Annotated in this window: 27 protein-coding genes and 1 pseudogene; 2 read left to right on the top strand and 26 right to left on the bottom strand. The window is 65.5% G+C overall.

The annotated features are described in order from the left end of the window. Positions 1-28: 28 nt before the first annotated feature. Complete coding sequence (locus HUN08_RS12695) at positions 29-487, top strand: peroxiredoxin (protein WP_124248676.1); 459 nt, start codon at positions 29-31, stop codon at positions 485-487. 3 nt (positions 488-490) lie between these two features. Here HUN08_RS12695 and HUN08_RS12690 read toward each other — a convergent pair whose 3' ends face one another. Next, positions 491-1,201 carry a cutinase family protein gene (locus HUN08_RS12690; RefSeq protein ID WP_124248677.1) on the bottom strand — a complete coding sequence of 237 codons (711 nt, stop codon included), beginning with the start codon at positions 1,199-1,201 and terminating at the stop codon, positions 491-493. Between the two features lie 26 nt (positions 1,202-1,227). Between HUN08_RS12690 and HUN08_RS12685 the strand changes: the two genes are divergently transcribed. Beyond that, on the top strand, positions 1,228-2,484 hold the full coding sequence (locus HUN08_RS12685; protein ID WP_124248678.1) for a hypothetical protein: 1,257 nt from the start codon (positions 1,228-1,230) through the stop codon (positions 2,482-2,484). Here HUN08_RS12685 and HUN08_RS12680 read toward each other — a convergent pair. From HUN08_RS12680 to HUN08_RS12570, 25 genes and pseudogenes are all read right to left on the bottom strand, one after another. Continuing rightward, positions 2,448-3,860 (bottom strand): hypothetical protein, encoded by a 1,413-nt coding sequence (locus HUN08_RS12680; protein WP_124248679.1) that lies wholly within the window; start codon positions 3,858-3,860, stop codon positions 2,448-2,450. The genes HUN08_RS12685 and HUN08_RS12680 overlap by 37 nt on opposite strands. A gap of 12 nt (positions 3,861-3,872) precedes the next feature. Continuing rightward, entirely contained in the window at positions 3,873-4,643 is a 771-nt protein-coding gene (locus tag HUN08_RS12675) for a hypothetical protein (RefSeq protein ID WP_124248680.1), read from the bottom strand. Between the two features lie 29 nt (positions 4,644-4,672). Then, complete coding sequence (locus HUN08_RS12670) at positions 4,673-6,364, bottom strand: MDR family MFS transporter (protein ID WP_301546721.1); 1,692 nt, start codon at positions 6,362-6,364, stop codon at positions 4,673-4,675. Positions 6,365-6,429: 65 nt separating this feature from the next. Beyond that, positions 6,430-6,888: a MarR family winged helix-turn-helix transcriptional regulator gene (locus tag HUN08_RS18410; protein ID WP_301546720.1), complete on the bottom strand. Its 459-nt coding sequence runs from the start codon at positions 6,886-6,888 to the stop codon at positions 6,430-6,432. Continuing rightward, positions 6,885-7,364 (bottom strand): annotated as a pseudogene (locus HUN08_RS18405) (HhH-GPD-type base excision DNA repair protein); the annotation flags it as partial. The pseudogene HUN08_RS18405 and the gene HUN08_RS18410, both read right to left, overlap by 4 nt. 78 nt (positions 7,365-7,442) lie before the next feature. Further along, the gene (locus HUN08_RS18400; RefSeq protein ID WP_301546719.1) at positions 7,443-7,673 is read right to left on the bottom strand and encodes a hypothetical protein; all 231 of its coding nucleotides are present in this window, start codon (positions 7,671-7,673) and stop codon (positions 7,443-7,445) included. Between the two features lie 70 nt (positions 7,674-7,743). Further along, entirely contained in the window at positions 7,744-9,075 is a 1,332-nt protein-coding gene (locus HUN08_RS12660; RefSeq protein ID WP_165353509.1) for a hypothetical protein, read from the bottom strand. Then, positions 9,076-9,345: a hypothetical protein gene (locus HUN08_RS12655; RefSeq protein ID WP_124248683.1), complete on the bottom strand. Its 270-nt coding sequence runs from the start codon at positions 9,343-9,345 to the stop codon at positions 9,076-9,078. Next, positions 9,342-9,632, bottom strand: coding sequence for a hypothetical protein (locus HUN08_RS12650; protein ID WP_124248684.1), 291 nt, complete (start codon positions 9,630-9,632; stop codon positions 9,342-9,344). Before HUN08_RS12650 ends, HUN08_RS12655 begins: the two co-directional genes overlap by 4 nt. A 13-nt stretch (positions 9,633-9,645) precedes the next feature. Further along, positions 9,646-10,107 (bottom strand): DUF2744 domain-containing protein, encoded by a 462-nt coding sequence (locus HUN08_RS12645; protein ID WP_124248685.1) that lies wholly within the window; start codon positions 10,105-10,107, stop codon positions 9,646-9,648. 41 nt (positions 10,108-10,148) lie between these two features. After that, on the bottom strand, positions 10,149-11,801 hold the full coding sequence (locus tag HUN08_RS12640) for a phage tail protein (RefSeq protein ID WP_124248686.1): 1,653 nt from the start codon (positions 11,799-11,801) through the stop codon (positions 10,149-10,151). A gap of 18 nt (positions 11,802-11,819) precedes the next feature. Next, positions 11,820-12,743, bottom strand: a complete 924-nt coding sequence (locus tag HUN08_RS12635; RefSeq protein WP_124248687.1) for a hypothetical protein — start codon at positions 12,741-12,743, stop codon at positions 11,820-11,822. After that, on the bottom strand, positions 12,743-15,634 hold the full coding sequence (locus HUN08_RS12630) for a hypothetical protein (RefSeq protein WP_124248688.1): 2,892 nt from the start codon (positions 15,632-15,634) through the stop codon (positions 12,743-12,745). Before HUN08_RS12630 ends, HUN08_RS12635 begins: the two co-directional genes overlap by 1 nt. 2 nt (positions 15,635-15,636) lie before the next feature. Beyond that, on the bottom strand, positions 15,637-15,834 hold the full coding sequence (locus HUN08_RS12625) for a hypothetical protein (protein WP_124248689.1): 198 nt from the start codon (positions 15,832-15,834) through the stop codon (positions 15,637-15,639). Between the two features lie 191 nt (positions 15,835-16,025). Then, positions 16,026-16,475, bottom strand: coding sequence for a phage tail assembly protein (locus HUN08_RS12620; protein WP_124248690.1), 450 nt, complete (start codon positions 16,473-16,475; stop codon positions 16,026-16,028). A gap of 108 nt (positions 16,476-16,583) precedes the next feature. Continuing rightward, positions 16,584-17,432: a phage tail protein gene (locus HUN08_RS12615; protein WP_124248691.1), complete on the bottom strand. Its 849-nt coding sequence runs from the start codon at positions 17,430-17,432 to the stop codon at positions 16,584-16,586. A 3-nt stretch (positions 17,433-17,435) separates the two neighbouring features. Further along, positions 17,436-17,846: a hypothetical protein gene (locus tag HUN08_RS12610; protein ID WP_124248692.1), complete on the bottom strand. Its 411-nt coding sequence runs from the start codon at positions 17,844-17,846 to the stop codon at positions 17,436-17,438. Continuing rightward, positions 17,839-18,156, bottom strand: a complete 318-nt coding sequence (locus HUN08_RS12605; RefSeq protein ID WP_124248693.1) for a DUF5403 family protein — start codon at positions 18,154-18,156, stop codon at positions 17,839-17,841. The genes HUN08_RS12610 and HUN08_RS12605 overlap by 8 nt, the downstream gene beginning before the upstream one ends. Before the next feature lie 14 nt (positions 18,157-18,170). After that, positions 18,171-18,536, bottom strand: a complete 366-nt coding sequence (locus HUN08_RS12600) for a hypothetical protein (RefSeq protein ID WP_301546718.1) — start codon at positions 18,534-18,536, stop codon at positions 18,171-18,173. Then, a complete protein-coding gene (locus HUN08_RS12595) occupies positions 18,533-18,916 on the bottom strand; it encodes a Gp19/Gp15/Gp42 family protein (RefSeq protein ID WP_124248694.1) in 384 nt (127 codons plus the stop codon). Before HUN08_RS12595 ends, HUN08_RS12600 begins: the two co-directional genes overlap by 4 nt. Before the next feature lie 71 nt (positions 18,917-18,987). Then, positions 18,988-20,160 carry a phage major capsid protein gene (locus tag HUN08_RS12590; protein ID WP_124248695.1) on the bottom strand — a complete coding sequence of 391 codons (1,173 nt, stop codon included), beginning with the start codon at positions 20,158-20,160 and terminating at the stop codon, positions 18,988-18,990. Positions 20,161-20,178: 18 nt separating this feature from the next. Next, positions 20,179-20,721, bottom strand: coding sequence for a hypothetical protein (locus HUN08_RS12585; RefSeq protein WP_301546717.1), 543 nt, complete (start codon positions 20,719-20,721; stop codon positions 20,179-20,181). Positions 20,722-20,744: 23 nt separating this feature from the next. After that, on the bottom strand, positions 20,745-21,716 hold the full coding sequence (locus HUN08_RS12580; protein WP_124248696.1) for a hypothetical protein: 972 nt from the start codon (positions 21,714-21,716) through the stop codon (positions 20,745-20,747). After that, positions 21,640-23,118, bottom strand: a complete 1,479-nt coding sequence (locus HUN08_RS12575; protein WP_124248697.1) for a phage portal protein — start codon at positions 23,116-23,118, stop codon at positions 21,640-21,642. Before HUN08_RS12575 ends, HUN08_RS12580 begins: the two co-directional genes overlap by 77 nt. Continuing rightward, entirely contained in the window at positions 23,112-24,815 is a 1,704-nt protein-coding gene (locus HUN08_RS12570) for a hypothetical protein (protein WP_124248698.1), read from the bottom strand. Before HUN08_RS12570 ends, HUN08_RS12575 begins: the two co-directional genes overlap by 7 nt. Between the last annotated feature and the right edge of the window lies 1 nt (position 24,816).

Raw genomic sequence — 24,816 nt, 5'->3', positions numbered from 1 at the left:
CGGTGGCCGGGCGCGGCAGACTGGTGGCATGAAGCCCGGAGACAAGGCCCCAGTATTCGCGCTACCCGACCAGAACGGCGACGTCCGCACGCTCGACGACCTGCTCGCCGGCGGTCCCGTCGCATTGTTCTTCTACCCGGCGGCGTTCACCCCCGGCTGCACCAAGGAGGCGTGCCATTTCCGCGACCTCGCCGCCGAGTTCGCCGCCGCCGGTGTGCAGCGCATCGGGATCAGCCGCGACGCGGTGGAGAAGCAGCAACGGTGGACCGGTGAGCACAACCTCGACTACCCGTTGCTCGCCGACGTCGACGGCGAGGTCGCGGAAGCCTACGGGGTCCGGCGCGGTCTGCTCGCCAAGGTCGGGATGCCCACGAAGCGCACCACTTTCGCCATCCGCACCGATGGTACGATCGCCGAGGTGATCGCCTCGGAGGTCAACATGGATGTCCACGCCGACCGGGCACTCAAGGCGCTCCGCGCGGAATAGTTTCTACAGACGCCGGACGGCGAAGGCCGCGGCGGCGACCGTCATCCCGTTGAACGGGTACAGGCCGTGCTGCACCGACGGCGCCCCGACCGGTGCGCCGTTGCAGATGGTGTCGCCGGGGGCGCAGAAGCGCACCAGCTTGGGGCGGAAACGGCCGCCGACGATGATCGGCGGTGCGCCCAGATCGCGGATGAAACGCGCAGAGGGTTCGCCGAAGAACACGACCGCGGCCAGGTGGCTGGTGACCGAGGCGGGCAGCGGCGGCGGGGCATACCGCTGGTAGGCGAGGTATTTGCGGGGGATCTGGAGCTTGTCCACCAGCGCGTATCCGGCCACCACGGCGCCCTGCGAGTAGCCGCCGAAGACGATGCGGCTGCGCGGGCACCTCGCCGCGATCCCCTTGATCACGTTCTGGGCCGACTTGACCCCGGCGTTCACCGACTCGACGAACTTCACGCGATTGTTGAAGTCGTCGCTCGCGGCATAGGAGACGCCGCGGGCGTTCAGCGACCGCCCGGGTGTCTGGCCGCGCAACGCCTGGACGAATGCCAGGCCGGTGTACCCGATCGGCGCGCCCGGTTCCGCGGTTCCCCTGGCCCATAGGACCTCGATGTCGGCGCAGCCGGGCGCCGCCGTGGCGGGCGCACTGCCGAGGAACACTCCGGAGATGAGGGCGATGGCGGCCACGACCGAGGCCGTCCAGCGTTGAATCATCCTGCGATGGTACCTATTTTCGTAACATGCGGTTGTCCCCGGTCGACGCCCGGATGCTGTGGTCGGCTCCGGATGCGCGCAGCGACCTGTTCCTCCTGTACGCCTTCGACCGGACCGAGACCCGCTGCGACGACGTCGCGGCCGGCCTGGTGGGCGCCGCGTCGCGGATCTGGCAGTGCAACGTCGTACTCGCCGAGGTCCCCGGCCATCTCGACTACCCGAGTTGGGTGCCGCGGCCGGTGTCGGCCGAGGACGTCGTCGTCCATCCTCTCGCCGACGCCACCTGGTCCGGGCTGCTCACCGCCGTCGGCACACTGATCGCCGACCAGGTCGAGCCGCGCCGCAGACCGTGGCGCCTGCACCTCTTCGACGCGGTCGACGGGCCGTCGGAGGTGCCCGGACGTCTGCGGGTCGTCGTCCTGCAGATCTCACACGCACTCGCCGACGGCAGGGGTGCCTCGGCGATCGCCCGCGCCCTCCTCGGCGACGCGGGGCCGACGGCGGCGACACCCGAGGGGGCGTCGCCCGGATGGGTGGCCGCGACGCGCGGCGCGCTGCGGATTCCGGGCCAGGCGCTGCGACTCGTCGTCGACGGGGTGCGCGCCTATCGGTCCGCGCGCCGCGACGAGACGGATGTGGGTCCGGGAACGGTGGCACCGGCCGCGGTCAACTCGCCCGCCGGCCGTCGACGGGAGTTGCGGACGCTCACCATCGCGAGGACGACACTCGGCCCGCGGGTCACCGTCGGCGCGATCGCGGCGATCGGCGCGGCACTGTCGGCGGCGGGACTCGTGGAGGGCGAGCCCGTCGTCGAACTGACGCTGGCCCGCGATCCCGACCCCGGGCAACCGCATCAGGCGAATAACTTCTTCATGGCCGGCGTGCCGACCCGCGCCGCGGCCATCGAGGCGGCCATCGATGCCGCACGCGCCCGGGACGCCGCTCCGGCCCGGGTCGCCGGGCGACGGGCCGAGGCCGCCACCCCCGCCGCGCTCATGCATTGGGCGGTCACCGGATTCGGATCGGGGGGAGCACCGGAGGCGGTGACCGGTTACACCGTCGTCTCGTCGGTGAACCGCGGGGCGGCGGACCTGCGCCTCGCCGGCGGGGCCGTGCGGATGACCGCCGGGTTCCCCGCGCTCTCGACCACCCACGCACTCACCCACGGGGTACACGGGATCGGCCCGACGGTGACCATCTCGGTACTCGCCGATCCCGACGTCGTGGACGTCGACGCGTATGTCGCCTATCTGCGCGAGGCGAATTCGACGGCCCGGTCGTAGGCCTGCAGGGCGATGCGGTTCCACCGATCCCCGTCGGCGACGGAGAAGGCCGTGGCCAGCCGGATGGTGCGCATGGCGTCGGCCAGCTCGGGTTCGAGCACCGCGCCGTAGCGCGTCGTCGATTCGACGGTGGCCGCGCGCGCCCACAGCCGTCGCCACTCCCGCGTTCGCGGCGGCGTCTCGATGAGCAGGCGCATCGCCCCCAGTGCCTCCTCGTCGCCGATCTCGCGGACCGGCCCGAAACGGTCCAGGGCGACGGCGAGCAGGGCGAGGACGACCATCACCGCGAGGTAGACCAGGGCATACCGCACGGGGCTGCCGCTCCAGCCGAGCAGCGGTATCGCCGACGTCGCCAGGACGGATGCGCCGGCGCTCACGATCGGGCGGGCGAGGTAGGCGACCTGGACCAACAGGGCGAGCACGCCGATGGACATGGCGATCGTCCGACCGTGGGGCTGGCCGCTGAGCAGCCAGGTCATCCCGATCGCCAGGCCGGCGCCGACCGCCGAGCTGAGCAGGCGCGCCGAGACCTGCGACCAGGTGGCGTGGGTCTCGGGGGTGAGCATCGCCAGGGTCGTCATCAGCATCACCAGGGTCAACGGCATCCCCGGGTTGAGCAGGATCACGACCCACGCCACGGTCAGCGCGACGAACATCCGCAAACCCTGGTGCAACTCGGCCGACTGCCGGCTCGTCAGGCTGGAGGCGATCGCCAGGGCGACCCGTCTGCGCACCGCCCCGGGGATCCGCACCAGCGTTCCAGCGGCCGCGGCCGGGTCGACGATCCGGGCCGGTGCGGTCCCGACGACGAGTCCGTTCAGCAGTAGCAGCTCCAGATCGGGCGGATCCTGCGCGGCCTTGTCGAGGACGCCGTCATCCTTGCGGAAGACCATCGCCCAGCCGAGTGCCGAGGCGACGAGGGTGGCGAGGATGACGGTGACCACCAGCTCGGTCTTTCCCCACAGCAGCACCCCGGAACCGTCGCGGTGAATGGCGGCGGTGCCCGCCGTGTACACGACCGCCATCGCCGTCGACATGCCCCAGGCGCCGAAACGCGGGCCGATGACCCCCATCAACGTGGAAAGGAATACGACGGCGCCGCCGACCGGGATGATCAGCCACCTGTTGAGCAGGAGGGCGGGCAGGCACGCGAGGATGACCGCGGAGCCGGTCAGCAGCGTCATCCGCACGTCGAGCGCGGCGATCGCGTGCGACCCCGTGACCAGCATGAGGACGGAGAGAATGGCACAGAGCATCGCCGTGTTCTTGAGTCCGACCCCCATGCTCAGGGCGGTCAGGAGTCCGACGAGGAGCAGGAGGGCGACGGCGACGAGGAGGGACCGCGAGACGGACGCGATCGCGCGGGTCAACGGCACGATCAGCGCGGGCTACTGCTCGAGGACGTTGATCGGACGCCCTCGGGTGAGACGCTTGGGCAGCCGGTCGGCCAGGCCGCCGAGGGGGGCCACCGATGCGTTCAGCAGTTCGACGGTCGCGCGCAACTCGCTGACCGCCTCCTTCATGGCGTTGAGGCTGGGCGTCAACTCGTTCATGTTCTCGGTGAGCTCGGCCACGCGGTCGAGCGGCCCGCCCGGGGCGATCGCGCGCTCGATGGCGCCGTCGGCGCCGAGTAATTGGTCCAGCAGACCGTCGTCGTCGGCGAGGCGGTCGATGATCCCACCGGGCTCGGCGACCTTGTCGAGCACGCCGCCGGGGGCGGTGAGTTTGTCGACGACGCTGCCCTCCGCGCTCAGCCGCTCGAGGATCCCGCCGGTGTCGGTGAGCGTGTCCAGCAGACCGCCCGGCGCGGTGAGCTGCTCGAGTAGCCCGTCGGAGGCGGTGAGCCGGTCGACGACCCCGCCGCGGCGCAGCAGGCGGTCCACCGGGCCGCCCGGGGCCAGGGCGCGCCCGATCGGGCGGTCGGGTCCGAGGAGCTCGGCGACGTGGCTGAGGATCTCCAGGGGCGACCGGGAGTCGGCGAGCGCATTCGAGTCCGTGCCGAGAACGTGGTTGACCTCGCTCTGCACGCCCTCCGCGGTCACGCGGGCGACGCCCACGGCCGACTCGATTGCGCTCATGGTCACACCGGCGATCCCGAAACCGATCCGAATCGGCAGACCGATGATCGACTTCGCGTCGAGACTGGGGGAGTTGGCCATGTGCCCCAGCCTAGGACACAGGCCAGCCGCTAGCCCCTGTTTCGGGCGGCGGCCGCGTCGGCGCTGCGCTCGGCGGCGACGACCTCGGCCGACTCGTCGGGGGCCAGTCCGGCCATCGCCTCGGCGGCGGCCTGCTGCTGCTCTTCGAGCGGCGTCATCGTCTTGAGGCGGACCTCCTTGATCGCCAGGATCGCGACGAGGGCCAGTGCCCCCATGATCGCGGCGTAGAAGAAGATCGTGGGCACCCCGTCACCGAAGGCGGTGCGCTGCACGTGCTCGCACTCGGGCGTCAGATTGCCGGCGATCCCCGCCTTCAGCAGCTTGCCGCAGGCCATCCCCTGAACCTGGCCCAGGGCCCGCAACCCGGACATGGTCAGGTCCTTCACATGCGTGGACAGCACCGCGCCGAGCACCGATACACCGGCGGCACCGCCGAGGGAGCGGAAGAACGTGACCGTCGACGTCGCGACGCCGAGGTTCTCGGCGGGAACGGCGTTCTGGACCGGCAGCACCAGGTTCTGCATCGTCATGCCCATCCCGGTGCCGAGCACGAAGAGGAAGAGGCCGACCAGCCACATGTTGGTGTGGCCGTTGATGGTGGACAACAGCCCGAACCCCGCGGTCATCAGGATGCCGCCGGAGACGAGGAAGATCTTCCACCGGCCGAACTTGGTGATCAGCTGACCGGAGATGGTCGCGAAGATCAGCGAGCCGCCGACCATCGGCAGCGTGAGCAGACCCGAGACGGTCGGGGAGTAGCCGCGGCCCAACTGGAAGTATTGGCCGAGGAACACCGCCGAACCGAACAGTGCGACGCCGACCGCGATGCTGGCGACGGTGGCCAGCGACGTCGTGCGGTCGCGGAACAGGTGCAGCGGGATGATCGGGTCGCGCACCTTCAGGAAGGAGGGCAGGAAGCGGTTGAGCAGCTTGCCCTCGGCGAGGACGGCCAGGACCAGCAGCAGTGCGCCGATGATCGCGAGCAGGTAGGAGGTGCCCGAGGTCCAGGCGAAGGACTTGCCGGCCAGGGTCACCCAGATCAGCAGGACGATGACGCCGCCGGCGATGAGAGCGGCGCCGAGGTAGTCGATGCTCACGTTCGGCTTGCGGATGGTCGGGACGTTGAGGGTCCGCTGGATCACCACCAGCGCGATGATGGCGAGGGGGACGCAGACGTAGAAGGTCCAGCGCCAGCCGAGCCAGCTGGTGTCGGTGATGACACCGCCCAGTAGCGGGCCGCCGACGGTCGCCACCGACATGACCGCGGCGATCGGGCCCTGGTAGCGGCCGCGCTCGCGCGGGCTGAACATCGACGCGATGACGATGATGACCAGCGCCTGCAGACCGCCGAGGCCGATGCCCTGGACGGCACGACAGGCGATGAGCATCGACGCCGTGTGCGACATTCCCGCGAGGGCCGACCCGAGGGTGAACACGACGAGCGCGATCTGGACCAGCAGCTTCTTGCTCATCAGGTCGGCGAATTTGCCCCAGATCGGGGTGGTCGCGGTCGACGCGAGCAGGGTCGCCGTCACGACCCAGGTGTACTGGTCGGTGGTCCCGTGCAGGTTCTTGATGATCTGCGGCAGGGCGATCGAGACGACCGTCGACGAGAGGAAGGCGACGAACATGCCCAGCAGCAGGCCGACGAGGGCCTCGATCTTCTGGGTGTGCGTCATCGGGGTCAAGTCATCGGACTGCGCGGCGTCGGCGGTGCTCATGAGCCAACACTGTAACGAGAATTTGTTGCACCTAGCAACTAAGTAGTCGACGGGTGATGCAGGTCTCAGCCCTTCTGGTCCATCAGCGAATCCAGACGGCGCATCAGGGTGATCAGCGACCGGATGTCGTCGGGGTCCCACTTGGCCAGCTGGTCGCGCCAATTCGACGCCGAGGTCGCCATCGCCGCGTCGACCCGCGAACGCCCGTCGGGGGTCAGCTCGACGACCCGCGCGCGGGCGTCGTCCGGGTCGGGGCGGCGCGTCACCAGACCGAGCCGTTCCAGGGCGTCGACCTGGCGGGTGACGGTCGACTTGTCCAGCGCGAGGCGGTGGACCAACTCCGACATCGGAACCGAGCGCAGGCGGGCCACCGCCATCAGCAGCGGATAGCAGGACGGATCGAGCTTCGCGTGGATCAGCGCCGAATTGTTTCGGGCGCGCACCCGCCCCCGTCGCCAGAACTCGGTGAGTTCCTGCTGCAGGTCGTCGATCAGGCCCGGGTCGGGTCCCGGCTCCGGGGTCACCCCTTCGCCTTCGCGGCCGCCTTTGCCGCCTTCTTGAAGTCGCGGACCTGCTGCAGCGAATCGGCGTCGACGACGTCGGCGACCGAGCGGTACCCCTTCTTGGCGTAGTCGCCGGCGGCCGTGGTCCAGCCCTGCGGTGCGACCCCGAGCTGCTTGGCCAACAGGGCGAGGAAGATCTTCGCCTTCTGCTCGCCGAATCCGGGCAGCGCCCGCAGCCGGGCGAGCAGGTCGGCCCCGCTGGCCGCGCCGGTCCAGATGGAGGCGGTGTCGCCGTCGTAGTCGTCGACGACCACCTGCGCCAGGGCCTGGATCCGCCCGGCCATCGAGCGGCCGTAGCGGTGTACCGCCGGCGGGGTGGCGCAGAGCTCGGCGAAGCTCTCCGGGTCGGCGGCGGCGATGGCGGCCGGGTCGAGGGTGCCGAAGCGCTGGGCGACCTTGAGCGGCCCGGCGAAGGCGCGCTCCATCGGGAACTGCTGGCAACTCTGCACGGTTTGGAACAAAGAAGACCCCCCGGACCTCGGAGTGAGGCTCGGGGGGTTCTGCATACTCGGAGTCTAACCGAGAAGTTCTTCCGCCTTCTGGCAGGCGACGTCGAAGCCGGTCCCGCCGGCGAGGCGGAGCAGCGCGGTTAGGCCGTTCGTCGGGTCGCCGTCGGCGTCGATCGGCTGGCCGTACTCGTCGGCGAGGAAGACGTCGGTTGGTGTAGGTGCGTCTGCTGCTACGCGGACGCCGCCGATGTCGATCGCCCCCAGCGGGGGGAGGTAGTCCGGGACCGTAATCAACACGAACTTCCCGCATGGCAACTTGTAGAGGTTGGTTACCGAGGCGAACCGCGTAAGATCCGCCGATACCAACTCAGCGGTAGAAGATGAGTCCAAGACCCTGCCCTCCTAATCCTCCCGGACCTTGCGCACCGACGGTTACGTCTACGCCGAACGCTTGTGCTCGTTGCCGGCCACCGCCGCCTCCGCCACCGCCTCCGGGGAATCCGCCGTCTCCTCCGGTTCCGCCGTTTGCCATCGCGGTAGGGTGCTTTCCGGCTCCGCCGCCGCCGCCCCCTCCGCCGCCGCCGCATGGGATGACAGACGCAGATGCCACCGACTCGCCGGAGCCACCTGGTAGGCCGTGATCGCCTGCTCTGTACGCTCCTCTATCTCCTCCGACAGCTGCGGCAGACATAGATCCGTCAGCCCCGTTGGAACCCGCGTATGTGTCGGTACCGATTCCGTTTGCGTTGGATCGAAAGCCTGCTCCTCCGGCTCCGCCGGAGCCCGCGGACGAGTTGGAGCTGGAGTAGCCGAACAGCGTTCCCAACCCGCCGGGGCTTCCGGAGAGAGCCTCCATCAGGAGAGCGCCTCCCGAGCTGTCTGCGCGGAACTGCGTAGCTTGCCCGTTTGTGCCGACGGTGACGTGGACAGCCGACACCGACGCGGGGTCGATCGCTTGAACTTTGTGACCTCCGCCGAGCCCGCCGAGCCCGCCGTCGTTGCCTCCCGGCTCACCGTCCTTCCCCGCGGCTATACCGACGAGAACGATCTCTGTCGTACCGGAGGGCTTGGTCCACAGCTGAGTCGAGGTGATCCCTACTCGGGTGTACCCCTCGTTACCCACCCGCGAGCGGATGGCATCCATCGTTCCCCAGACGTCGTCGTCTGCGGAGACCGAAGCGGTGCCTTCCCAGCCTTTGATGATGCCGTCGCGGATAGCGTCGTGGTTGGTGGTGGTGGTGGTCTTCCAGTTAAGGAGGTCGTAGAGCCAGTCCTTCACGCCGGATACGACGTTGTTGATCGGCGTCACGACGAGACCGTTGAAGAGGTCTCGGATCTGGTTGAGGGTCGCCTGGAGGTTGTTGATACCTCCGGTGACGGAGTCCTTCATGAAGTCGTAGATCTCGCGGAGCGCGGTGCCGGCCGCGGGGATGACGTTCTGCGTGATCGCATCCCGAAGCTGCTCGAAGATGCTAGCGATGCCGCGGAGGAAGGTGGCGATCTGCTCGACGACTTCGCCTACACCCTCGACGCCGTCGGCGTCGCGGAGGCCGTTGAAGAAGTCGGAGAAGCCGGGTAGGTCGTTGACGAAGTCTGCGATCATCCCGACGCCGAACGCGTCCATCGACGAATCGAGAACCTGGCGCTGCAACGCGATCGGATCGGAGTTGTCGTCCCACCCTGAGCCGATCTCGTACATCTACTCTCCTTCGAGCTTTTTGATGTGGTCCCGCAGCTGGTGGTTCTCCGCCTCGAGGGCGGCGACGCGGGCGGTCAGCTCGTTGATCTGCTGCCGCATCGGCTCGAGGAGGGTCACCGCGGTCTGCGCGATGACGTCGGCGGTTGATGCGTCGGTTTGGCGGACTTCGGCGGCGATCTTCCGTCGACCGAACACCGCCGAGATCCCAGCGCCGGCGACGGCGGAAACCGCGCCGGTGCCGAGAAGCTCGATCCACGCTCCGCTGCTCACCGGCGAGCTGCTTCCTGAAGCTGGACCGCGGTGTGGGGCTGCACCCCGTTCTTCGTCTGCGAGACGCCGAGGATGGTCGCGAGCGAGCCGACGACGACGAGAGCGACCGACACACCCTGCGGGAGGTCGAGACCCATCGACAGAACGGTCATTGCTACCGTTGAGGAAAGCCCTACGGCTGTCGAAATCGTGTTTGCGTACTTCCGGTACCACCGCTGCTGCGAGACCGCCTTCTGGACGACTTCGTCGATGCCGAGGTTGATCGCCTCGGCCAGCGCGTCGCGCACCTCCTGCTCGATGTCAGGGATTGCTAGTTGTGCCATGTTCTACCTTCGCTACATCGAACTTCGGAGCACGCTCGGTGATGTAGCCGAGCTGCTTAGCCTGCTCGAGAATCCCGCCGATCTCGTCGGGGGTCATATCGTTCAGGTCGGGGATTTTGAATGGTTCCGGCGGGGGTGCGTCGACTCGGACCCACGAGCCGCCCATATTCAGCGGCGAGTTGTCGCCGCGGCGGGGCGGGTCGAACCGGATCTTCCGGCGGGGGAGGTCGTCGATCGAGATCGTCCCGTCGGGGCGTCCGTACTTCTCGATGAGGTACTCGACGTCGTAAGCGCCGGCCTTAACGAGATGCTCGGAGTACTCCTCGAACATCGACTGATGACCGATCGTCGGCTGCCCCATCACGGCGGGAGCGCACATAAACATCCACGCGAGGTGCTCGCGGGGGTTGTCTAGGTTGGATCTATCTCGTGTCTTCACAGCGGACCTTTACAAGAGTTAGTGCGGTTTATCGCTGTCGCCTAAAGCCCTGCTGCGCCGACCATCGCGCCGAAGTCCCGCACCGCCCCGTAGAGAGCGAGGAACGGGTCGTCGGGCTCTTTCCAGCCGATGTCGGACTCCCACGAGACCTTCCCGTCGCGGTCTCGTTGGTAGTTGATTCGGCGAACCTGCTCGCAGTACAGCGCGTACTCGTCGGGGACACCGGAGGGTCGGACGGCGACGCGGGTGCCGATCCACATATCGCCGAACCCCGGAGGGCCGATCCGCCAACACAGGCTGTCGGAGAACTTCACGCGGTGGCCGGTCCGCTCGCGGGTGGTGATGATCGACGAGTAGACCGCCGCGAACGCACCGAGCGTTCCGGCGCGGATGTCTCCGCCGGCGCGGCGCTCTTTGTATCCGAAGCGACCGAAGTCGGTCTCCCGCTCGAACGCGGGGACGTTCATCCACGCGCCGACCGTTCCGGCGTAGAGCGGTTTGGCGACCGCGTCGACAGCAGCTCCGAGGCCGCTTAGACCGACGCCGTAGCCGGGCAGCTGGACGAAACTCCCGGCGAAGTTGCCGGTCGTCACGACCGCGGCGGAGATGCCTTCGTCGATGCCGGGGAACGACTGCCCGCCGGCGACGTGTTGGAAGTCGGAGGCGGGGAAGTACTCGAACTCTGACTCGATGATGCCGCTCTCGCCGTCGTCTTCGAGGACGATCGCCGGAGCCTGCGGTCGGCTGCCGAACCAACCCGGCTCGTAGTACTCGTCGGGGAACGTCGGATCGCCCGACACCACCGAGATGTTCTCGGTAGCGCCGTCGTCTGCGATCTCGACGACCGCCCGCTCGAGGCCGGTCAGCACCGACCCGAAGAACGACGTCTGCGTCAGCCAACCGGAGTTGTCGACGAACCGGACGATCAGCGCGCCGTGGCGCGGGGTGAATCCGAGTCCTTCGGGGACGGGGTCACCTTCGTACCACCGTCGACAGTCGATCGACAGTTGCGACCGCTTCAGCGCTTTCTCGACGGTGTCGAAGTACGTCCCAAACCGGCTCCACAGGTAGCCGAGTGGAGCGGCGGAACTCGCGAAGTCGACGGGGACGACGCAGATAGACCACTCGGTCATATCGAACTCGGGCCACTGATCCGGGTCGAACGGATCGCCGGGGATCATAAAGAGCCCCGCCTCGAGGCGGGCGACGTTCAGCCACAGCGTGACCGCCATACACCAGTCGAGCTTCCCGAAGATCGCGAAAATCCGCGGGAACTGCAAAGCGGCTGGGGTGAAGGGGTTACACCACACGAGGATGTGCTTCAGCTCTTCGAAGCAGTGCTTGAAGATCAGCTCGAGGGTGATCTCGCCGTCGCGGTCGCGGCGGAGTTTGTAGGTCTCCAGCCGTCCGTCCCACTGCGCACCCTGTTTGCGGAAGCGGATGTGGATGTCGCGCTTCTCGCGGCCTTGGTGGTTGGTGACCCACCGGACGAGGTAGTGATCGCGGGGGAGCGACACCGACGCCGAGCCGGTGTCGTTCTCGACCCACTCGAACTCTTCGTCGATGTGGTTGTAGAGAGCCCCGACGTAGCGCATATCGCCGTCGAACAGGTCTAGCTCAGAGTCGGCTAGCCGCTCGTCTCGCCAGTCGCGGTTGCGCTGGTCGATCAGCTCTAGTACAGCGCGACTATCCACGAGGATTCCTAACGGTGCTTACTCAAGCCCCCACGGGCGAGACCACGGTCGCTCGAGGAAGAGCGACACCTTCCGACCCGGCGGGGTCTTCGTTGCTGTGACGGTGAACTCGCGGGCGTCGGTGTACTCCGGCACCTTGTTGAGGAGCCGGACGCCGTTCATCCGGTAGACGTACGGAGTCCCTCCGGTCGCGGAGAACTGAGGGCCGTTCCGCTTCGACGACGTCGCGACGACGTCTCCGTCGGCGAGGACGATCTCGGGGAGGACGATCCGGCGGTTGGCGAGCGCGGGCTTCTCGAACGAGTAGTCCGGGATGGTGTACTTCCCGGTGCCTTCGAGAACCCACGTCAGGTCGATCGGGCGGTCGGTGGGGTTCAGCCCGCCGGACTTCCCGTCGAGCGGGTGGATGTCGAACACGAGGTCTTCGGAGCCTGACGCGGTGGTGTCGGTCTGCGTCGTGAGGTCGAACTCGATCGATTCCTCGTACCAAAACGGGTCGTACGCGACGACGTGCATCGTCGAGGTGTTGATCCCCTTCATGTTCGGGTCGGTGGAGAAGTCGATCTCCGGCTGCTCGAACAGGTACGCCGCAAGCTCGCGGATGCCGGACTCCAGCGTGATGACCCGGAGGATTCCCGGCTTTGTGAAGCTCCACGCCTTCCGCCACCGCGACTCGCGGGTCAACCAGTCGTTCGCACCCTTCTCGTTGAGGATGTCGACGTTGAAGGTGATCTCTCGGTGGAGGTACTTCGTGCCGCCGAGCTGAGCGCCCGGAGCGGTGCCTACCTCTTGGATGTGCGTCTTCGTAGGGGCGTCGAAGAAGCCTGAGATGTCGCCCTTACCGAGCCAGACCCCGCGGTTTCCCGCGCGGGGTCCGGCCAGGCAGAATACGTCGCCGTCAGGAGATTCGTATTCGATGACGGTAGTCGGCTTGATGTCCATCAGCCACCTATTCCCGCCCCGGTGTAGCGGAGCGCCTTCTTAGCCTTTTTGGCGTTGGAGTGCCGCTCCGCTTCGGCGACGTCCTTCACGATGTAGACGTCCTTTTGGTCTTCGATCTTGACCTTCGGATCGAACAGCTGATCGACGAGGTTTCCGATAGCGCCGTCCTTCCCGATACCGAGATCGGAGAGGAACGAGTCGGTGAAGGAGGTAGCAAGATCGTGCGGGATCTTCTTCAGATCCTTCTCGAACGTCCGCTTCATCTCGTCGCGCTGTTTGGCGTCCATCGACTTCGGCTTGATCTGAACCCGAAGTTCGGGACCGGCGTAGTCGGGGAGCTTCTCGCCCTTCTTTCGGTGCTCTTTCTGCCACTCGCGCTTGTAGGCGTCGATAGCGTTTTGAGCGCCCTTCCGAGCTTGCTCGACCGATTGGTACTCGGTGTCCCGCAGGCCCTTCGCCAGACCGGCGTTGATGTCGCCGCCGATGTCGATAAAGACCCTCGACGGAGAGTGGATACCGAGGACGGACTTCACCTTCGAGGTGATGCTCGAAGCGATTCCGGAGATAGCGCTGAGCACCGCGCCGGCCATCGACTTGATGCCGTTGATGAGACCCTGGATGAGGTCGACACCGATCTGGTTGAACACGGTCGACGGCGAGTGAATCCCGAAGATCCCCTTAACCGACGCGATGATCCCGTTCCAGATGCCTTGCAGCACGTTGGAGATCAACCCGCCACCGTTGGTGAATGCGGAGATGAAGCCCTGGATGATCTTGCCGGGGATGGTGAGCATGTTCGACACCCACGCCTGCGCCCGACCGAACGAGTTGTTCCACAACCAGCTGAACGCGACAATGACCATCGAGATCTTGCCGGCGAGCCCCGCGAGAGCACCGGCCACCGAAGCCATACCCGAAGCAATCGCGGGTATCTTAGGGCCGATGTCTACGAGTAGCTGAGCGAATTGCTGAAGAACGCCGGAGTTCACCAGGTTGATAAACGCCGTAGCTATCTGAGGTGCTGCTTCGAGTAGCTTCGGGAACGCCTCGATAGCGATCTGCATCAGGCTCGGAATCATCAGAGCGAGCTGCGGGGCCATCTTCGCCAGCGAGTCACCGAGCTGTTGGAACGCGGCCATCATTTCGGGTCGTGCCTTTTCGAACGCCGCACCGAGCTTTACGCCGAACTCATCCAACGCCTTCGAGATGACGGGTAGCACCGGCTGCAACGACTCAAGCACCGTCAGAAGCCCGGTCGCGAGTGCGTTAGACATACTCGATAGGATCGGGCCGATCGCTTTGAAGAGCGCTTCGCCGAACGTCGCGAAACCGGACATCACGCGGGAGAACACCGGAGCGAGGTTGTTTAGAACCGGGACGAGGGTGTCCATAAACGCCGAAGCGATCCGACCGAACCACTGGAAGATCGACGAGAAGTACGGAAACAGCGCCCGGAAGATCCCGCCGAGCGAGCCGAGGAATTGCCCGACGATCGGACCCATCTCGGCCATACCGCGGACACCGACGTCGAACAGGTCGAAGAACAGCTTGTCGAGGCCCTGGAGCGATGTGCGGAGGCCCTCGAACGCGCCCTTCAGGACGTTGTCTTTCGCCCACCCGTCGACCATCGCGTTGAACATGTTCACGAAGTCGCCGATAGACGCAGCCAGCGTTCCGAACTGCTGCGAGCCCATCGTCGCGAGCTTGATGAAGCCGCCCACCGCGTTGGTGAGGATCGGGGACAGCTGCCGAAGCAGATCGACGAAGTTGCCGGTCAACTTCTGGAGCATCTCCATCACCGGAGCGCTCGCCAGAAAGCCCGACAGCTCCTTAGCCATCCCGCCGAAACCGGCGGCTATCGCGGTGATCTGCGGGGTCAGCTGGTTGGCGACCCCCATCATCTCTTTCAGGACGGGGGTGAAGTCGCGCTCGATGACTGCCGAGACCGTCGACTTCAGCTTTTGGAACTCGGGCTGGATGGCCTTAAACGCTTTGGTGAAACCCTCAGCGCCGAGCCACAAAACGCCGAACGCCGCGGCTGCGCCCATCACCAACGCGGGGATGCCGGCCAGCAGCGTAGCGACCAACGAGATCGCCGGCGCGATCAGCAGGATGACGGCGAGGATGAGAAGCAGCTGGGAGATGTCGCCCCCGCCGCCCATCTTGGCGAGCATCCCGGTGTTGGGGTTGAAAGCGTCGGAGACCCTTTTACCGATCGACGAGATCAGCGAGAAGATCCGCTGAGTACTCGATTTGTCGACGTCGACCTTCAGCTCGGTCTTCCGCGGGCGGGACAGCTCGGCGAGCTTCGCTTTCGCGATCGCGTCGCGGAGGACGACGTCGATCACGAATCGGTGGTTGCCGGTCTTCTTCGCGAGGTCGTCGAGATCCTTCTCGGTCATCTTCGCGAGCGACTTGTTCGGGATGAACATCTTCCCGAGCTGAAGACCCTTAGCGGCGCGCTCCATCTTCTGGAACGCCCGACCTACGTCTTGCTCGAGCGAGTGCAGACCCCGCTTCGCTTTATCGACGTCTACGTCGATGTCGATCTTCCGGTGCCGGCCCGGACCCTCGAGGCTGCGCTGGAAGTAGTCGAGCTGGCGGTGGTCGACGACGACGTCGGCCTTCACCTTCACGCTCTTCTTCGAGCGCATCACGTTCTGAAGCTGTTTGTCGTCTACATCGACGCGGACCTTCGCCCGCATCCCCTCGGTGGAGGACTTCACCTTCTTGCGGAAGCCCGCCATATCGGGGTCGACGCGGACCTTCGCCTTCAGACCCTTGAGATCCCTGTTGAGATCCTTCTCGACCTGGCGGCGGAATCGAGATGTGTCAGGCACCACCCGGACGGATACCCGCCCGACTTCCTTACCGCCGGGTGATGCTGCCACTCTTACTCCTTGGTTATCCGCTTCTCGCGGTTAGCGCGCGCCTTTTCGGCCATCGCGGTGAAACCGCCGTCTTGCTGTTCCCGCTTCTTCTTCGGTTGGGGAACGGCGATCGGCTTAGGCTTCTGAATCGACGACTTCGAGTTGGCTCGAATGAGGACGTACAAAATGGATTGCAGGAGGTTGTATTGCTGCGCCTGCATGTAGCGGTCGTAGGTCCACCCGAGGAACTCGGGTCCGCCCGCTTCTGCCGCGGCGAAGCGGGAATCCTCGCGGAGGCGGTAGATGTAGACGAGCGCTTCTCGTGGGGTGATCTCCCTGCGGAGTACCGACCGAATCGAGATCCCGTAGGTCTCGAGGAGGTCGGGGATTATCGACTCACCGTGCTCGTCAATCAGCTCGGCGAGTCGGAGGCTTCCCCCGCCTCTTCCACCCCGAACCAGTCGTAGAAGACGACCTGCGTCATACCGAGGTTCTGCGCCAGCTCTTCACACAGACGCGCCGCGAGAGCGGAGTTGTCCGCGGATGCTTCGATCACGCCCAGCATGATGTTGTGCATCTCGTCTTCGACGCCTTCGGGCTGATCGTCGTCCTCACCGAGTTCCTTCAGCTCGTCTTGGATTTCGGTGAGCCGCGCGATGAGCTGCTGCACGATCTGGCGCTTATCGCGATTGAGCTGAAGCGGGTTTCGGAGGGTGAGGATGCCGTCGCCCATATCGACGTGGTACGGCGCGTACTCCTCGTCGGTCTTCTCGCGGAGGTAGTCCAGCGTGATAGCCGACTTCGGGGGCTCGACCGCCGCGGTGTATCCGGCGGGAGCTTGGGCGGTTTGGTAGTAGCTCATAGCAGACCTTTCGTAGAAACGCGGACCCTGCGTCGTAGAAACGCTGAAGAAAGAGGAGGGGGACACCCGGCAGGTCCGCTAAGAACCGGGTGCCCCCCGAGGGCTGGATCAGTCGAAGAGGTCTTCGGAGATCCAGCGGTATAGATCCCGCACGCCGAGCTTCAGGAAGGTGGCGCGAACGGGGATGCCGGTGAACTCGTCGGTGGCGAGTTCGATCGAGTCCTCACGTCGGAACGAGCACTTCGGGGCGCTGAAGCCGAGGTTGAGATCACCGTCGACCACGACGATCAACAGCGACTTGTCGACGTACGACGGGATGCCCGAGACTCCGAACACGCCGGGAACCGACGGGGTCGAAGACTCACCGTGGTAGAGCGTCAGCGAGGTGCGGTCGATCTGGTTGATCTTCATCGTTAGGTACTCGGAGAGCGCTTCGGTCTGAACTTCCTTCAGCGAAGCGTTCTGCCAGGTGCCCTTCACCTCGGTGTCGCCGCCGTCGTTGCCGAACTCCGGGAGGTCTTCGCGGCTGGTGTGGCCGACCATCGTCCACCCGTTGAGAGCGGTCTTGAGGGTGACGGTCGCACCTGCGCCGGAGACCGAGAGAGTCGGGTTGACCCCCTGGAGGCTGCCGACGAACGTCACGACGAACTCGCCGTCGTCATCGCCCGCCTCGACGAGGACGTTCCCCTCACCGACGCCGACGTGAGCCTCAAGCGTGGTCTGGATCGCACCCTCGGTGGCGTCGAACGGGATGTCCGCGGTGTCGGTGCCGGGGGCACCGACCTTCAGCTTGTAGTTGCCGCTGGAGGCGGTCACCTCGAGTTCGTACTGGATGCAGCCGAACGTCGCGGGGTTGAACGCGGTGATCTCGGCGGGGGTGGGGTTCGCGAGGCCGGGAGATCCGGTGTAGATAAAGCCGGTGCTCGCGGTAAGGACGTTTTTGTCCTTCAGAGCCATTTTCTATCCTCCGTTAGGTGGGCGGATGCCGAGCTTCACAAGCCCTTGCACGCGCCAAGTTGCATCGAACGGGGAGTCGAAAGACGTTTTCCCCATCGTTTCTTTGATCGAGTGGATGTACCCGCCGGGGGTCATCGTTTGGTAGAGCTGCGCGTCGTAGAGTGCGTCGAGCACGTCGTCGTACAACTCGTCTGCATCTCGGTATTCGGTGTCGGAGTAGGCGGTTATCTCGACGATCGGAATGCGGAGAAGATTCGGGTACTTGCGGTTCCGCGAACCACCGAGAGAGCGGAGGTTCACCAGCGGAAACTCGCGGTAGCTGACCGACGGAATCCACGATGTGACCATCACGTCGGGGCGCTTAGCCTCGATTAGCGGTTTGACGATCGAAAAGTGGTCTAGCTGGTCAGCCATATCCGCCTCTCGTCATCGCTGCTCGCTGAAGGGTGTATTTCCCCTCAACCCACTTCCGTTCTCCGGTGTTGGGGTTGACGTATTCCCACCCGAACTCGCGGGGGATGACCGCGGGGTGCTCGAGGTTTACGAACGAGTCGACGTCGCCTTTCGTGACCGAGATGCGGGTCTCTTTCCCGTCGGTCGGATCGCGGTAGGTGTCTGCGATAGCGTCGGCGAGATCGGCGACGTCTTCGGCTTCGTGGTGGACCGCTCGTTTCACGCCTTCGACGTGGGACACGATGTGGTTGACGACCTTTTGGCCGTTCATCTGCACCCGAGCCACTACGACCGCTTCATCTGGTAGCTGATGTGGCGAGTCCGACGAGAGCCGTTGAACTGCTTACCGTGGCCGAATAGCTGCCACTTCTCGCCTTTCCACACCACCGCGGACTGCGGTCCGAGTGGGTGGGAGATTGAGTCGTCTTCGCGGGGGAAGTAGATGACGCAGACCTGCTCGGAGAGGTGTCCCTCGTTGTCCATCTCCGCGCGCCGAGCGGCGGTGCCGCTGAACCCCATCGGATGGACGGTGGCGGAGGTGGTGATCCCGACTGAGTCGGGTCGGGTGTGGGGGTTGCCGTCGCGGTCGGTCGTTTTGATCTCGGGGTAGACGACGACTTCTTCGCGCCCGGACCGCGAGATGAGACTCACGCCGGCGCTCGAATCACCGGGACCAGCCAGCCGATCCCGGAAGCTGCGTCGTCGTCACCGAGGATCTCCCACTCGTCGTCGGTAATCTCGATGTCCGACGAGATCGTCGAACGATCGAGCATGTAGGTGTAGGTGCCGTCCGACTCTTGGATGAACCCCTCGGGGTTGCGCACAACCCGAAGCACCGCGGCGGTGACTACGTCTCGGACGTCGTCGTCGGAGAGGTCGCCGGCGGTGATCCGATCAGCGAGATCGGGAATCCGGCGGAGGATTATCCGCTCGGTTTGGCCGATCCGCGCTTCGATCAGCTCGGTCTCTTCGGGCTCCAGCGAAGCCTTCGGGATCAGGACTCGGACGTCGTCGGCGGTTGCGTAGGGCATCGGAGTCCTCCTAGAACTCCACCCCCCGAGGGCGCAGGACTAAACCCACGCCCTCGGGAGATGTTAAGTCATCAGGCGCGAGAAATCGCGGCGGTAGCCGACGTGCCACCCGTCAGGGCGTTCTCGAACCCGCCGAGCGAGGCGGGGACCACGACGGTGTAGACGCCGGTCGCCGAGGTGACCGTCACCTTGCCGGCGTCGAGGCCGGTCGCGTTGACGATCGCGGTCCTGAGGTTCGCGTCCGACACGTTGTACGCCACAGCGCTGATCTTCTTGCCAGCAGCGCGGAAGTTGAACGTGCCGCCGGTAGCGCCCTTGGTGTCGATCTTCCACGTCTGGACGAGAGCGTCCTCGGTGATGCGGACGAAGTCCTCGGGGTCGTGGACCAGCGCGGCAAACTCGGTCTCGACGCGGACAGCGACGAGGTTGTTCTGCCACAGCGAGACGATCTGCGAACCGTTCTGCGCGCTCGAGATGTCCAGCGAAGCGGAGTCGCTGACGTCGTAGGTGAGCCCACCAACCTGGCCCCACAGCACCTGGTTGAAGTCGCCCATAAAGCCGATCGGGCTGCCCTCGTTGGTGAGGTGATCCGACAGGATCGTGTTGCGACCGATGACGCGACCGCGGCGGAACGGGGCGTTCGTCTCGGTCAGCTCGAGCGGGCTGTCGATGAACAGCGGTCGCCCGGCGTCGTCGCGAGCATCGTTGAGGATCGGCTCGGCGGTCTCGTCGAACAGCACCGAGCGCCACTTGCGACCGTCCTGCGAGAGCAGCTTCAGGCCGGTGTTCAGGTTGCCGTAGGCGTCGCCGTCGAGGCCGATCTCTTTGGTCGTCTCGTTGACGTAGTTACCGAACGGGGTCGCGGTGCCGAAGAGGACAGCCTCGTCGAAGCGGAGCGCGATCGCCTCGGCGACCTTCTTGCGCATCGTCTCGATGTAGTTGTGCGGGTTCGCACGAACGACCTCAGCCGACGCGACGAAGATCGTCGCGATCTTGGCGGGGGTGATGCTCTGCTTGGTGAAGTCGCCCTTGGTGATCGGCTTCTGAGCGCCCTCATCCACCCAGTCGGCGGTGACGTTGCCGTTCCAGTGGGGGATCGACACACCTGTCGGTCCCATCGGGATCTTCTGCGCGACCGCCTGGACGATCGAGTTCTTCTCCGCTTCTTCGAAGTAGTCCTTCGCCTTCTCGGGCTCGAGTTCGCCCGCGAACATAGCGTCGGAAGTGGCTGCGTAGTTAGCCATTCTGTGTGATTCCTTTGGTTATCGGCGGACGATCGCTTCGACCGCGCGTACGAGTGGGTCGCCGTTGAGCGGCAGTGATTCGTTGCCCGAGCCCTGAGATGGGTCGACGGCGGGAACCGTCGATGGCTTGCCGGGGTCGACGTTGAAGAGCTTCTTCAGCTCGGTGGCGTGCGACTTCAGCTCTTCGTCGGTGTCACCCTTCAGAAGGTCCGAGAACTCGACGACTTTGTCGGCTGGGATACCGGCTCCGAGAGCGGCCTTCAGCTTCGAGGTCTCGAGGATCGCGCCGGCGAGCTTCGACTCGACTTCGGTCTTCGCGTTCGAAGCGGCGTCGAGCTGCTCCTGGAACTTGACCTGCGCGGCGGCGACGGCGGTGTCGACGGCCTCGTTCTTCTCGACCCGGTACTTCGCGGCTTCAGCGCGGGTGTCGGTGATCTCCTTCTGCGCCCAATCCGGGAGGTCTTCGACCTTCGTCATAGCGGGGGCTGCGGGAGTCGCTGCGGCTGCGTCGTTCGGGGTGGGGGTGGTGTCGGGCAATTTCGCCTCCTGGGCGGTTCGCACGCTCCGGGCGTGGTCTGGGGGTGCTATCCGCCAACGAGGCGGCGCATCTGGTTGATCGCTTCGCGGTTGCGGGTGGTTTTGACCCACCGGCCCCCGACGAACGACTTCTTGTTGGGGTTGCGCTCCAGCTCTTCGTCGGCGAGGCGGGTAGCCTCTTTCCACAGCTCGAGCGCGTCGTCGGCCTGCTCTTTTCCAGGCCAAGATCGGGTGTCGAAGACGGGAACGACTTTGCAGTCGCACCCTTCGTGCCACTCCTCCATGTCGTCGGAGGTGACTTCCTGGCCGGCGTCGTAGTCGGCCAGCGCGTGGCGGTCAGCGAGGTCGAGACCCGCGGTGCGCGCCTCTTTGTAGACAGGCCCGCGGGAGCAGAGCATCAGGCACCAGCCGCACGTCTCCGCGCCGGTCGGCACCCGAGCCCAGCCCTTGATCGACTTGACTCCGCCGCGTTTCTGCTTCTTCGCAGATTTTGGGGGTGGGTTATCTTCGAGGAGTTGTTTTACCTCGTCTTTGAGCTTGCGCTCTTCGAGATCACCAGCGTCGTCGGGGATCTCGAGGAGGAAGTCGGGGTCGTCGCCCTCTTCCCCGTACCGCTCGACCGCGTGGATCATCGCGTCGCGACCGCCGTTTTCGACGGCGCGGGCGACGCCCATCAGCGTGCGGGTCTGCGCCTTCTCGCGATCGGCGTTCGGGTCGATGAACCGACGTCGATTCCGGTCGAGATCCTCTACGAGCCAGTCGTATTGGTAGTCGTCGTCGGAGAAGACGAAGTCGTCTCGGAACCCGAACATCAGCTCGTGCTCTTGGTGGAAGAACTCGTATGCGTTGCGGGCGGACTCCCGTCGAGCTTCCCGAACTATCGGGTAGATCGTCGACAGAAAGTCCGTCCACGACTTCAGAGTTCCGAGGCCGGAGAAGTAGCTACTTAGCTTCTGGATCTGGCTTAGAGCTGCTAGAACGGCTGCCGCCTGGGCTGCCTGATACGTCTCCAGACTCATCCGTAGGTGCCTTCTCCGGGTCGCCGGCGGGGTTGCCGTACATGCGGACTAGCTCCGCTTGGTGTGCTTCCTGCTCGGCGTCCCATCCGCGCATCTCTTCGCGCTCCTCGGTGGTGTAACCGAGGTCGACTCGAGCGCGCTCCTTCGGGATCACGCCCTGCCCGTTCGCGTAGAGCTTCGACGTCGCGTCGGCCTTCGACTCGAAGGTGGGCGTCGCCGGGTTGCGGAAGATCGCTCGCAGCCGGTAGTACTCGTCGGGGAGGTCCGAACCGGGGTTCATCACCCGCCACGCGACGCGCATCGCCTCTTCGAGGTCTCCGCCAAAAACGACGGTCTTCCGCTCCGCGCTGAGAACCAGCCGGCGCTCAGCGGATCGAATCGCATCCGCCGACGCGGGGTTGTCCTGCGCGTTGGAGAGGTACTGCGGGGGGAGCCCGGTGTAGGCCGCGACTTCGTTGCGGATCTCGCGGATGCCGTCGGCGAAGTTCTGAAGCTGCGCCGCCTGGAACTGGTCGACCTTGCCCGACGGGTCGGCGACCGTCAGGATTCGAGCCATATACGCCTCGAACGTCGAGACGTCGGAGCCGTCTTTCCGCTTGAGATCGTCATTCGTAATGCCGAAGATGACCCGCTGCGGGATACCCATCAGCTCAGCCGCCGCTTGCATGTTGGTGAGCAGGCGACCGGCTGCGTCGGTGAACGACCGGAGTTCGGGGGTGATCTCCGACGTACCGTGGGTATCTGACAGCTTCGTCCGGTTCAGAAGCGGGACGATCGGGACGATCCCGAGACCGTGGTTGACGGTTTCCGAGACGGTCCAGTCCTGCTCTTTGACGAGGTAGTAGGTGGCATCCGGGGTGTAGATCGTCGCCCGGATGTCGTCGTTGTCCTCGTTCTTGTACGTCCGGATCGCGGACGTGACTCGACGGGTCCACGGATCGACGTCCGCGAACAGGTTGACCGGCGATTCAACCCGGATGATCGGTACATCAGGCGGGCCGAAGTAGGGATTCTCGGGGTCGGTGTTGGTCGGCGGTGCCGAGATCGTCACGTATGCGCGACCGTGGACGAGCGCTTCGACGCAACCGAGGTTGAACTCGACATCGAGCTGGTTGGTCGTCCACCAACGCCACAGATCGGAATCGGTATCAGAGGAGCCGGGGAGGTTGAAGCCTTCCGGCGTAATCCGCTCTGCGAGCGCGTTGACGTACAGCCGGGGGTAGCCGATGTGGGGGAATAGCTTCTGAAGCTCGGGCGGGGCGGCGAGGCCGATCGCGTCGGGCCGGCGAGACGACTCGTAGTAGAGCGTGTTCTCCGCGAACTCGGAGTTCTTCTCTTCGAGTTTGTCGGTGAGCTGTTGCCGGAGGGTGAGCGGATCGACCGTAGCGGTCGTTGCTACCACCCGAGAACCTGAACCTGGCTAGAGCGGTTGTTCTTCGACATCAAGAAGTCCTGTCTGGCACCGAATGCGAGGACGCAGCAGACAGCGATGTCGATCTTCCGCGAGGAGTCTTTCGACGCCTTCCGGATCGAGATCGTGTCGTAGGTGGTGGGGTGCCGTTTGGCGTTGAGGATGTGCTGGCGCATCTGTTTGTCGCCGTTGTGGCGGATCTCCCGCTCGAGGACCGCGTCTACGAACCGCTCGCAATCGAGCGAGAACTGCTTCGTCTGGCCGCGCATGTCGAACGCGATCGGGTTGCCGGGAGTCGCGTTGACCTTCACTTTGTTCCGGAACGACGTCGACCACTGATCGACGTACGCCTCGAACTGGAAGACGTCGGCACGGAACCCGACGACGTCGTACTTCTCGAACGTCGAGCGCACGACGGAGTCGACCTCCTCGCGGGGGACTTCGCCGGCGGGGTATTTCACCGGGTTCCACGCGTGGATGAGATGCAGCGATCCGTCATCGACGCGGCACGCGACGAGTGCGGTCCAGTCGTCGGACTTCGAGCCGTCGAAACCGAGGGTGATTCGGTCCTTCCGCTTCAGCGGTGCGACCGGCTCCTCACCCTTCGTCGGGTCGGGCTGGCAGGCGTCCCACTCGTACGGAGCGATCCACGAGTCCTCAGCCGCGTTGACTTGGTTGAGAAACTTCCGGCGGGATTCGATGATGTCGCGGCGGGCATCGAGGATCGACGCCGCGATTTGGTCGACTCGCATCCACGTCGCGTCGCCGCGGGCGATCTCGACGCCGCGGCGGAGCTTCTCGACGCCGGCGGCGAAGCCTTCGGGGTCGTCTCGCTCGAGGGGGATCTCGGAGATCGGCGTGTCTGCTGGCGCTTCGAGCGCGTCGTAGAGCTGACCGGGGTCGATGACCTTCCCCGCTTGCACGTCAGCCCACAAGTCGTAGTCGCGCTCGCCGACGGTGTCGTTGCCGGGGATGTGCGCGTTGCAGATCGCGAGGGCGCGGGCGTGCTCAGTTTTGGTGAGGTTGCCGTCGATGACGTCGCTCATCGCGATGCCTTCGTTGACCTTCCCGTCGGGGCCTGCGCCCCACCACTGAACTTCGTTTTTGATGACGAACGTCGGGCGGTTGCCCTCCATCGCCGCGGGGGATGCGGTGACGGACTCGATCCGCCGACCGCCGTCAGCGTGGATGACGAACTTGTTGACGTCGAGGCCGTAGGTCTCTTTGAGCTTCTTCGAGACCATCACCGGGAACAGCGCGAACGTGTTCTTCGTCTGGTCTTGTGAGACCGCGGCGACCTGAATCCACGCGCCGTGGCACGGTTTGCCGACGGGGTTGCCGTTTTCGTCGAAGTGGGAGAACCGCACCGGGCCGCACATCTCGGCGAGCGAGAGCGCGGCGGCTAGCGGGTCTTTGCCCCACCCCTTCAGTCGGCGGAGTGTGCCGTCGTTGTAGAGCCAGTCGCCGTTCTCGTCGACCGCGTACCACCACAGAATGAAGCGGAACTGCTCGTTGGTTGGGACGAACGGCTCGCCGGCGAACTTCCCGCCGGGGCATAGGACGTACTCGTAGAGCCAGTTGACGACACCGAGCCCGAGGGTGCGCTCCGGGAGGTAGAAGCCTCCCTCGGTTGTCCGCTGCCAGGTGGGGCCGATGACGTTGCTGGGGGCGGGGACTAGCTCAGCCACG

The sequence above is a fragment of the Gordonia sp. X0973 genome (genome assembly GCF_013348785.1).
Classification (GTDB): domain Bacteria; phylum Actinomycetota; class Actinomycetes; order Mycobacteriales; family Mycobacteriaceae; genus Gordonia.
The sequence above is the reverse complement of the archived record's forward strand: the minus strand, read 5'-3'. Positions and strand labels throughout refer to the sequence as shown.